We start from the raw sequence: 11,040 nt of genomic DNA on the forward strand, positions 1-11,040 counted from the left end.
GCAAGATCAGACAACGGATTTCGTCACTTCAAGACGTCGTCACCGGGCTGCGATGCTTGGCCTCCAGTGCGGTGCCCTCGATGTCGAGGTCAGGCACGTACTTGTCGAACCACTTCGAATGCGCCCACATCTTGTCGCCGAGCATCGCCATCACCGCCGGAATCAGGGTCAGCCGCACCACGAATGCGTCCAGGAACACCCCCACGGCCAAGGTCAGGCCAACCGATTTGATGATGGGGTCGCTGCCGGCCAGGAACGCGATGAAGACCCCGAACATGATCAGCGCCGCGGCCGTCACCACCCGCGCCGACAGGCCCACCCCGGTGCGGACCGCGGCCAGCGCGGCGTCCGGCCCGGAATGGGTGCCGAGCTCTTCTTTGATCCGCGACACCACGAACACCTCGTAGTCGCTGGACAGCCCAAAAATGATGGCCAGCACGATGATCGGCAGGAAGCTGATCGTCTCCCCGGGCGTGATGCCGAGAAGGCCGGCACCCCAACCCCATTGGAACACCGCCACCTGCACGCCGAGTGCGGCGAACACCGACAGCAGGAATCCGGCGATCGAGGTCAGCGGCACCATCGCCGCTCGGAACGCGACGGTCAGCAGCAGGAACGCCAGCCCGACGACCACGACGACGAACACCGGCAGTGCCGCGGCCAACTTGTCGGAGGTGTCGATGTTGGACGCGGTGTTGCCGCCGACCAGAAACGTCACCCCGGTATCGGCTTCGATGGCGGCGCGGTCGGCGCGGATGCGTTTGACCAGGTCCGCGGTCTCGGTGTCGTTGGGTCCGGTCTCCGGGATGACCTGGATCACCGCGGTGCGGGCGTCGCCGCCGGCCGGAGCCGCCGCGACGACGCCGTCTTCGCGGGCGATGTTCGACGCGACGGTCTGCACCGCATCCGGGCTGGACGCGGTGGTCAGGTCCGCGACCACGAGCAGCGGCCCGTTGAAGCCAGGGCCGAGGTGTTCAGCGGTCAGATCGTAGGCCTGCCGGGAGGTGTTGGACTCCGGCTGCGACGATCCGCTGGGCAGGCCGAGATGCATTGACAGCGCTGGTAATCCGATCACGATCAACGCGGCCGAGCCGCCCAGCAGCAAAGGTTTGCGGAACCGCACCACGAATCGGGCCCACGCCGCGCCGAGGGTGCGCTGCGGGGTGTAGGCGGCGACCTGGGCCACCTCCTTGGGGCGGTGCGGCTGCAACGGCGGTTCGATGAACGTCGCGACCTTGCCGCCGGCGAACCCGAACAGCGCAGGCAGCAGCGTCAATGCGATGAGCATCGCGATCACCACGGCTACCGCCGCGGCGACGCCCATGTACGTCAGGAACGGAATACCGACGACGGACAGCCCGCACAGCGCGATCACGACCGTCAGCGCGGCGAACACCACCGAGCCGCCCGCGGTGCCGACGGCCAGCCCGGCCGCCTCCTCACGGGGCATCAGCAGCAGCAGATTGTTGCGGTACCGGTTCAGGATGAACAGCGCGTAGTCGATGCCGCAGGACAGGCCGAGCATCAACGCCAGCGACAGCGACGCCGTCGGCACCTCGACGAACGCCGCGACTACGAAGATGCCCAGCGCGCCGATGCCCACGCCGATGCTCGCGGTCAGGATCGGCAGACCGGCGGCGACGATCGCGCCGAAGGTGATGAGCAGGATCAGGAACGCGACGCCGATACCGATGATCTCGGGCAGGTGCGGGACGGCGACCTTGTAGCCCGGGAACACCGCGCCGGAGTATTCGACCTGCAGACCGGCGTCCTGCACCGGTTTCATCGTGTCCTCGAGTGTGGTCAGCGCCCGGTCGCTCACCTCGCCGATCGGGGCCTTCCACTGCACGGTGCCCAGCCCGACGCGTCCGTCGGGGGAGACCTGCCGCGTCTGGGCCGGGCCGGCGGCTGCGGCGATGTCGGGGAGCGTCGACAGGCGCGCGACGGCGTCGTCGATGGCCGGCGTGAAGTCGGTGACCGCGCGTCCCTCGGGCGCGGCGAACGTGATCTGTGTCTGCGCTCCGCCGTAGGCGGGCAGGTTCTGCTGCAACTGCTCGACGGCGCGCTGGGACTCGGTCCCGGGGATGGTGAAGTTGTCGCTGGGCTGCCCGCGGAATCCGGCGAACGCCAGCGCCACCGCTGCGAGCACGGCGAGCCAGGCGCCCAGAACGATCCACCGGCGACGGAAACTGAACGCACCGAGCGCACAGAGGTAGCGCGACATGGTGTTCCTCACGGTTCATGCAGACGGATAAATCTGGGCTGTCTGTGCCCGCTGCGCCGACCGGTTACGCGTGCGCCGCGGTGTGATCTCTGCGACCGGGGCTACCCGCCTGAGGCCCGGATAACCGTTCCGCACCCGCGGACGGCTCGTACGCTGGGACGATGACGACGACGTCATTGCCCCCGGGCCCGCGGTTACCCCGGTCGCTGCAGGCCACGCTGATGCTGAGATGCGGCCCGCGCTATCTGGCCGCGTGCCGGCGCCGCTACGGGGCGACGTTCACGCTGCGGGTGGCAGGAATGGGCACGCTGGTCTACCTGACCGATCCCGCCGACATCAAGACGGTGTTCGCCGGGGACCCGCGGGTGTTTCATGCCGGCGAGGCCAATGCGATGCTGGCCGGTCTGCTGGGTAAGTCGTCGGTGCTGGTGATCGACGGCGACGTTCACCGCGAGCGCAGGCGGTTGATGCTCGCGCCGTTCGCGCGCGACGCGGTCGCGGCGCAGGAGTCGACCATTGCGCAGATCGCCGCGGACAACATCGCCGGCTGGCCGCTGCGCCGGACGTTCCCGGCCGCGCCGAAGATGTCGGAGATCACGCTGGAAGTGATCCTGCGGACGGTGATCGGAGCCAGTGACCCCGCCCGGCTGGCGGCGCTTCGGGCGGTGATGCCCCGGGTGCTGCGGGTCGGACCCTGGCAGACACTGGGCATCGCGAACCCGGACCTGCTCCGCCGGCGGCCGTGGCGCTCGGTGCGCGACGCCATCGCCGAGGCCGACCGCCTGCTCTACGCCGAGATCGCCGACCGTCGCGCCGACCCGAACCTGGCCGGCCGCACCGACGCCCTCGCGATGCTGGTCCGCGCCGGCGGCATGACCGATCAGGAACTGCGCGATCAGCTGATGACGCTGCTCGCGGCCGGGCACGACACCACCGCGACCAGCCTGTCGTGGGCGCTGGAGCGGCTCACCCGTCACCCTGCACTGCTGGCCAAGGCGGTGCGCGCGGCGCGCGACGGCGACGACGAGTACCTGGACGCGGTCGGCAAGGAGACGTTGCGGAACCGGTCGGTGGTGTTCGACGTCGGCCGCGTGCTCACCGAGCCCGTCCCGCTCGCCGGCCACCTGCTTCCGGACGGGGTGATGGTGATCCCCGGCCTGGTGCTGGTGCACATGGATCCACGGCTGTATCCCGACCCGCAGCGCTTCGATCCCGACCGGATGGTCGGGGCGACGCTCAGCCCGTCGTCGTACCTGCCGTTCGGCGGCGGCAACCGGCGCTGTCTGGGCGCGACGTTCGCCAACGTCGAGTTCCGGGTGGTGCTGCGCGAGATCCTGCGCCGCGTCGAGCTGGAGACCACCAACGCGCGTGGGGAGCGGCGCCGGCTGCGGGCCGTCATCTTCGAACCGCACCGCGGCGCACGGATCAGGGTCCGGGCCAGGTACGCGGCGCCCGCGGCGGCGCAATCCGCTGCACCGTCCTGTCCGGTCAGCCATCCCGGCTGAGGGTCGAGGTGTACTCTCGAACACAGGTCGAGTTCGCGGACAGTGGGTCCGCCGCCACAACGTGGCAGGTATGTACTCGACCCGCGACGCGATTCTCTTCGCTCGGACACTGTGCGGGGCACGCCCGGCACCACTCAAGGATTTTCACTATGGACACGTCTGACTTGTTCTCGCATCGACAGACTGCGCAGGCCGAGCCACTCGGCAACACCTCCGACGAGCGGGTGCAGAACCCGGTCTTCTCCGACCTCCAGCAGAGCGGTTCACCCACCGAATTGCGTTCGCGGTGAACGGAATACCGCTCGCTCGGCGGGCGGCAAGGCCGGTCAGGGTGACCCTGGCCAAAGAGCTCGGCGCCGGCGTCGACGGTGCGTGGTGGCCGCACTCGGCTGCGATGGCGCGCGAATTGCCCGATCTGATCGGCGCATTGCACCCGCAGCTCGGCGAGGTCCTGGCCATCCGGGTCAACTGGTCGGCCACCGAAGGGCAGCTCGACCTGGAGACCATCGCGACGGCCTCCACCCACAAACTTCCCGGTGAACACCACCGGCGCCCACGCCTGATGAACATCGACGGCCGCACCGCGTGCGTCAAACTGCTGGTGGTACCGAGCATGACGTCGCAGGCGCTGGGCGCGATGGTGTTACGCACCGCCGCACGGCTGCCCACCTCCGAGGGGATGGGCGACGGACGGCTGTTCAACACCGCGTGTGTGGTGATGCGTCTGGCCGAGGCCGAGAGCAGAAAGTGGAGCGAGACAGCCGCGATCTAGCGCGCGACAGCCGAAATTGAAAGCGTTGCGCTGCAGCGAATGTGGAAGCGAATTTGCACATGCCTAGGTTGTGCACCCGGGCCGTGCTAGCCTGATCTTGGATGTCTGTCTGACATTCGATCAAAGTGAGAGAAGAAATGTATGGCACAGGGAACTGTGAAATGGTTCAACGGCGATAAGGGCTTCGGCTTCATCGCTCCCGATGGCGGCGCACCGGATGTGTTTGTCCACTACTCGGAGATCACCGGCAGCGGATACCGCTCGCTCGACGAGAATCAGCGCGTCGAGTTCGAGGTGGAACAGGGGAACAAGGGGCCGCAGGCCGTCCGAGTGACCGCGGTCTAACAGACTTCAGATTCCGCAGTGTGGGCTGGCAGGAGAAATCCTGTCAGCTCACTCTCCTTTCAGGGCGAAAAACCGACGTTATCGCCAGAACCCACAACGGATTCGGTAGTTTCTTTGGCCATCACTGATGTCGCTGCCTACGCGCATCTGACCGACGCGGACATCGACCAACTCGCTTGTGAACTCGACGCGATCCGCCGCGACGTCGAAGAATCTCTCGGCGAGCGGGACGCCGCGTACATCCGTCGCACCATCCGATTTCAGCGGACGTTGGAAGTCCTCGCGCGCCTGGTCATCGGTGCGAGCCGGCGCCGGACCGGTTGGCTGCTGGGGACCTCGATGCTGGCGTTCGCCAAGAGCGTCGAGAACATGGAGATCGGCCACAACGTCAGCCACGGCCAATGGGACTGGATGAACGATCCGGAGATCCACTCCAACACCTGGGAGTGGGACATGGTGGCGGTGTCCTCGCAATGGCGTTACTCGCACAACATCACGTCTTCAACAACATCGTCGGTGTCGACGACGATCTGGGCTTCGGCATCATGCGGGTGACCCGCGACGTACCGTGGAAGCGCGAGCATCTGGCGCAGCCGTTCCGGAATGTGTTGCTGGCCATGATTTTCGAATGGGGCATCGGCCTGCACGGCGTGCACTCAGAGCGGGACCGGTTGACACCCGATGCGGCCGCGGTGAGCCGGGCGCGCAGGAGCTTCGTCGGCAAGATCGCCCGCCAGATGATGAAGGATTACGTCGTGTTCCCGGCGCTGAGCGGGTTTCGGTGGCGCCGCGCGCTGGGCGCGAACGTGGTGGCAAATCTGGCGCGCAACCTGTGGGCCTATGTGGTGATCTTCTGTGGGCACTTCCCGGACGGCGCCGAGAAATTCACCGAGGACGTGCTCGCCACGGAGACACGCGGCGAGTGGTACCTGCGGCAGATCCTGGGCTCGGCGAACTTCACCGCCGGCCCGGCTCTGGCCTTCGCCAGTGGCAATCTGTGCTACCAGATCGAGCACCACTTGTTTCCCGACCTGCCGAGCAACCGCTACGCGCAGATCGCCGAGCGCGTGCGCGCCCTTTGCGAGAAGTACCGTCTGCCATACACCACGGGACCGCTGGCCCGGCAGTACTTTCAGGTCTGGTGCGCGATCAACAGGCTGGCGCTGCCCGACGGGCCGCGGTGAGTCGGCCCGGCGAAGAGTGCGGGGCGCCCGCGAACTGACTCATCGGTAAGAAATATCGGCAAAGGGCTTCCGCAAGGCGGCCGGCGCAGGGTAAACACATAAGTCATGGGTGCCGGGGCGTATGTGGGTCGAGTTGGTGGGTTGGCGGTCGCGCTGGGGATCGGTGCGGCGGTGTTCACCGGCGCGGGGGTCGCGCAGGCTGACGACAGTGGCGGCGGCGCGGAGTCAGAGACGTCGCAGTCCGCCGAGAATTCGACCTCGTCGGCGTCAACTGCTGCCAACGAAAACGTTTCGGGGACAAGGGAATCCAAAGATCTCTCCGCGGCAGGGGAAGCAGCGGAGATTGCGAGCGAACCAGGGGCGGAGGAGCCCGGCGGCACGGAGGACGTCGCCGAGGAAGCCGGCGAAGGCGAGCCGGGCGCCGAAGAAGGTGTCGACGAGGAAGCCGGCGAAGGCGAGCCCGAGCACGAGGAAGCTGTCGCGGGGCAGCCGGGCGGTGAAGAGGCCGGCGGTGACGAGGCCGGCGACGGGCAAGCCGCCGACGGGGACCGGAAGTCGCCATCCGACGAGGCGGTCGTCGTCGAGGACGACGAGCCGGTCGGCGACGTCGGCGAGCCGGCCGAGGTCGTCCTTGCGGACGACGGTGCGGCAACCGAGGAAGGACCGGCGGGAGAACCGACCGGCGGTCAGACCGCCGGCGAGCCCGTCCCCGGTCCCACCGTCAACCCCGTCGCCGATCAGCCGGCCGTTGCGCCTGTCGTTGCCGACGACGTGTCGGGACCGGTCGAGCCCGACACCGAGACCCGGGAACTGGCGGACGCGACGGTCCCCGAACTGCCCGCCGAACCCGAGACGCCCGGCGGGGCGCTGGCGTCGTTGGTGATGTCGGTGCTGGCCGCCGGACGCGAGGCCACCAACGAGACGCCGCAGTCGGTCGGTGACCAGGTCAGCACCAGCCTCGCCGCCGACGAGTACCCGATTCCGACCGACGTCGTGGTCGAGGACTTCAAGCCGCCGTTCGAGTGGCTGCAGCACGTCCCGGTGCTGGGCCGGTTCGTCGTCACGCCGCTGGTGCATCTGGTGCACGCGCTGCCGTTCGTCGGGGAGTTCCTGCATCCGTTGATCGGCTGGCCGGTGGACCACGACGCGGCGCCCGGTGACCCGAAGCCGCGCACCGTGCGGGTCACGTCGTTCGACGGCGCGAAGATCTACGTGCATTTCATGCCGGCCAAGGGACTCAAGGCCGGCGAGAGCGCACCGACGGTGCTCTCCGGCCCGGGGCTGGGGCTGCCCGGAGCGACGACGCTGGGCATCGACATCGACGGGTTCCTGCCCAACGACGTCGTCGGTGTCGGCATGCTGCGCAAGGCGGGCTACAACGTGGTGACCTGGGATCCGCGCGGGGAGTGGCATTCCGAGGGCACGATGTTCCTCGACTCGCCCGATTACGAGGGCCGCGACGTCTCGCACATCATCAGCTGGCTGTCCACACTCGACGCGGTCGAGAAGGTCGACGGTGATCCGAAGATCGGTATGGTCGGCGCGTCCTACGGCGGCGGCATCCAATTGGCCGCTGCCGCAATCGATCACCGGATCGATGCGATCGTGCCGACCATCGCGTGGAACAACCTCACCGATGTGCTGTTCCCGCGCCAGGCGGTGAACAGCGGCTGGGGCACGCTGCTGCCGACGGTGCTGGCCCTGACGTTGGCGCGCGAGCATCCGCGGATCTTCCCTGTGGCGATCTCCGGTGTGCTGTTCGGTTATGCCGATCCGGCCGACATCGAGCTGGTGGAGAGCTTCGGATATCAAGATCAATTGCAGGACATCACTATTCCCACGTTGCTGATCCAGGGCACAGTCGACACGTTGTTCACGCTGGACCAGGCGCACCGCAACGCGGTGGAGTTGATCGAGGCCGGAACCACGACGAAGGTGCTCTGGTACTGCGGAGGCCACGGCGCATGCCTGAGCAGCTTCAACGACGGCCGCAAGGTGTGGGGCGAGACGCTGGAGTGGCTGGACCGCTACGTCAAGGGTGAGGACGTCGAAACGGGACCGCAGTTCGAGTGGGTGGACCAGAACGGCGAATGGTATTCGTCGGAGACCTATCCGGTGGGTTCGACCGGTGCGCCGATCGAGGCGTCCAGTGATGACCGCAAGACGCTGCCCTTCGTGCCGTTCATCGGCGGCTCGGGCCCGAACCCGGCGATCCTGTTGCGGGGACTGGTGCGCACACTGGTCGGACTGCCGTCAGCGGCGCCGGCGCTGAACGCGGTGAACCTGCGCGTGCCCGACGTCGACGTCGAGACTCAGATCGTGGGGGCACCGGAGCTGACGCTGACGTACTCGGGCCGGGGGACGGCCAAGCACGTGTACGCCCAGATCGTCGACGACGAGACGGGCTTGGTGCTGGGTAACCAGGCGACACCGATTCCGGTTGAGCTGGACGGGGAATCGCACACGGTGACGTTCTCGATGGAGCAGGTGGCACACACGCTCCAGCCGGGTCAGTCGGTGACCGTGCAGATCGTGACGTCGACGTTCTCGTTCCTGAACTTCTATTCATGGGGGCATGTGACCGTCGAGGGGATGTCGATCAAGCTGCCGACGGTGAGCGCAGTCGCGTCATCGTCCGCGTCGCCGCCGCCGTCCCTCTCGGCAGGTGCCGACGCCGCGTGAGTTCCCGCCGAAATCGCATTCCACGCGGCCGCTTTCTCGAAATCACCGCGACAGAAGCGATCTCGGCGGAACACGTGCAGGCGTACAGTGGACATACCGGCGGAATGTCGCACGCGCATATTTGAGATCGCGTCGTCGCCGGTCAAACCGGGTCCGCACGTCAACCCAGTCGGGACGCCAGATGGCACAGCAACACAGGGGCACTGGCTACGGCCAACCCCACAACGGACCTGAGAGCACACCGCGGCTACGCCTGAAGCGGAAATCTCCCACCACCGGGTACGTCGACGGGGCATGGTGGCCAAGAAGCGATGATCTCGCTGCAGAACTGCCCGATCTGCTGGCAGTTCTCTCGGTACGACTGGGCGACGTCTCGCGTGTGACGTACAACCGCGGCGAGTGGCAGGCCGCGCCGAGGAAGCTGAAAGTCGACGACCAGGTGATCAGGCTGGACGGGTACGACCGTCAGCCGGCCAGCACACTGGGGGTGATCGACGCCCGTGGTGCGGGCACCGTCCTGCTCGTCGTCCCTGCGCAGTCGGACGATGAGCACGCTCATGCGGTGATGATGGCGGCCGCCGCGCCGGACGACGCGACCCGGATCGATCAACTGTTGGCAGCGAGTCAGCGCTGACGAGCATCGACGATCCGACCATGGCGGGTGCAGATGAGCCCAGGTTGGCCGTCGCCGACGCGCTGAAGCTCAACCTTCAGACCGCGACGGCGTCCGCCCACTCGATGTCGCTGATAATCCTTGAGGCGTCGGCCGATCTCGACCACGAGACACTTCGCGAGGTCGTCGCCACCTCGCTGCCGCGGCTTCGACGTTTTCGTAGTCGACTGGTTCACAAGCCCTTGGGCGTCGGCCGCCCGGTATGGGCCGATGTCCACGGCTACGACGCCCGCACACAAATCCACAGGGCGACGGCGCCTTTGCCCGGAGGTGAGCGCGAACTTGCCGACGTCCTCACCCGGTTGAGCGTCGATGCGCAACACCGCTCCCGGGCGTTGTGGCACGCCTGGACGATCGATGGTCTGGCAGGTGGCCGCTGGGGGTTGGCGGTGATGACGTCGCCTGTGCTCGCCGATACGCCACTGTGGGAACTCTTGGTGTCCACCGAACCCGACCGCCTCAGCCACCCCCCGGCCGAGACGGGCTTCGGGCCTGCACCGTCGATCGGCGGCCTGGTCGCGGACACGGTGAGTGAGATCGTCCAGGGCCAACTGGCCGGGACACGGGTCATCGTCGGCACCGTGTCGGGCGCGGTGCGCGCAGTGTGCCGCGCCGTGCGTGGTGTGCCGGATTCGCCCACCGACACCGAGGCCGTGTCGTCGATGCGCGGACCGGTGCCCATCACGGTGTTGAACGCCCCGCCGACAGCGCGGAGGGCGGTCTCCCTCGCGAGGCTGAGATTGGACGACGTGAAGGCGGTCAGCGACGCGTTCGGTTCCAATACGGCCACCGTCGTCCTGACCGCCTTGACCCTGTCGTTGCGGGATTGGCTGCACCGGTACGGAGACGTGCCGGACGCTCCGCTGTTGATCGAGGTGCCGCTCTCGGAGCCTGCGGGAGATCCCGCCGACAGACCGAACCCGTCGAGGATGGGGCTGGTGCGCGCTCCGGTACAGCTCGACGATCCGGTGCAGATCCTGACCAACCTGCACACGGCAACCGAGAGGCTGAACATCGATCGCTGTACCGACGACGAAAAGAGCTCGACCGCAGATGATCTCGCGTCGATGGCATCCCTTCTGCCACCGGAGGCGTTACGGTGGGCGTCGGCTCTGCGCTCGGGCATGAACGTGCCGGCATGGCGGCCGCCGGCCCGCCACTGCCGCGTGTCGTTCCTGTCGGCGCAACCGGGCTACTGCGGAGGGGCCAGGGTCGCAGGAACATATACGAGCGCCCCACTGGCGGAGGGTCGGGGTCTGAGTCTCACGGTGACCACTCGCGCTGATGTCATGGATCTCTGCGTGTCGGCCTGCCCTGACAATGTGCCTGAAATCGGTGACATTGCAGGCGGAATCGTCGATGGGGTCGACGTGCTTCTGGCTGCAGCGGCGAAATCACCACGCGGCGAAGGCCGGTCGGTGGTCACCGAAATGACGTCCTACAACTTACGGCGATCCTGACGTCCTGCGCCCTACAGCCACCCGAGGGCTGACTCGCCCGGATCCATGCGCAATCAGCTGCGCCTTAACCTCGACGTTTCGTGAAATAGGCTGTTGACACGACCTGTAATGCACGGAAGTGCCTGTCCTGTTTGAGAAAATGTGACTTGTCTAGGGTCCATGTTCACAAAGCGGGAAGGCACTCCGTAGGTGAAG

General features: G+C 67.2%; 8 protein-coding genes and 1 pseudogene. 8 read left to right on the top strand and 1 reads right to left on the bottom strand.

The window, feature by feature from the left end; translation table 11 throughout:
* Nucleotides 1–28: 28 nt before the first annotated feature.
* Complete coding sequence (locus ACTWP6_RS12945) at nucleotides 29–2,224, bottom strand: MMPL family transporter (RefSeq protein ID WP_443187896.1); 2,196 nt, start codon at nucleotides 2,222–2,224, stop codon at nucleotides 29–31.
* Between the two features lie 161 nt (nucleotides 2,225–2,385).
* On the opposite strand from ACTWP6_RS12945, the gene ACTWP6_RS12950 reads away from it, so the two are divergent.
* The 8 genes and pseudogenes from ACTWP6_RS12950 to ACTWP6_RS12985 all read left to right on the top strand — a co-directional run bounded on the left by ACTWP6_RS12950 (nucleotide 2,386) and on the right by ACTWP6_RS12985 (nucleotide 10,845).
* Nucleotides 2,386–3,729, top strand: coding sequence for a cytochrome P450 (locus ACTWP6_RS12950; RefSeq protein ID WP_443187897.1), 1,344 nt, complete (start codon nucleotides 2,386–2,388; stop codon nucleotides 3,727–3,729).
* A gap of 149 nt (nucleotides 3,730–3,878) precedes the next feature.
* Nucleotides 3,879–4,019 (top strand): hypothetical protein, encoded by a 141-nt coding sequence (locus ACTWP6_RS12955; protein ID WP_443187898.1) that lies wholly within the window; start codon nucleotides 3,879–3,881, stop codon nucleotides 4,017–4,019.
* Complete coding sequence (locus tag ACTWP6_RS12960; RefSeq protein WP_443187899.1) at nucleotides 4,016–4,501, top strand: DUF5994 family protein; 486 nt, start codon at nucleotides 4,016–4,018, stop codon at nucleotides 4,499–4,501. The genes ACTWP6_RS12955 and ACTWP6_RS12960 overlap by 4 nt, the downstream gene beginning before the upstream one ends.
* 141 nt (nucleotides 4,502–4,642) lie before the next feature.
* Nucleotides 4,643–4,846, top strand: a complete 204-nt coding sequence (locus ACTWP6_RS12965) for a cold-shock protein (protein WP_260757014.1) — start codon at nucleotides 4,643–4,645, stop codon at nucleotides 4,844–4,846.
* Between the two features lie 114 nt (nucleotides 4,847–4,960).
* Nucleotides 4,961–6,030: pseudogene (locus ACTWP6_RS12970) on the top strand (fatty acid desaturase family protein).
* A gap of 105 nt (nucleotides 6,031–6,135) precedes the next feature.
* Nucleotides 6,136–8,712 carry a CocE/NonD family hydrolase gene (locus ACTWP6_RS12975; RefSeq protein WP_443187900.1) on the top strand — a complete coding sequence of 859 codons (2,577 nt, stop codon included), beginning with the start codon at nucleotides 6,136–6,138 and terminating at the stop codon, nucleotides 8,710–8,712.
* Between the two features lie 181 nt (nucleotides 8,713–8,893).
* Nucleotides 8,894–9,346, top strand: coding sequence for a DUF5994 family protein (locus ACTWP6_RS12980; RefSeq protein ID WP_260757018.1), 453 nt, complete (start codon nucleotides 8,894–8,896; stop codon nucleotides 9,344–9,346).
* A 20-nt stretch (nucleotides 9,347–9,366) separates the two neighbouring features.
* A complete protein-coding gene (locus ACTWP6_RS12985; protein ID WP_443187901.1) occupies nucleotides 9,367–10,845 on the top strand; it encodes a wax ester/triacylglycerol synthase domain-containing protein in 1,479 nt (492 codons plus the stop codon).
* Nucleotides 10,846–11,040: the final 195 nt, after the last annotated feature.

It is taken from the genome of Mycobacterium sp. 4D054 (assembly GCF_052245755.1).
Lineage (GTDB): Bacteria > Actinomycetota > Actinomycetes > Mycobacteriales > Mycobacteriaceae > Mycobacterium.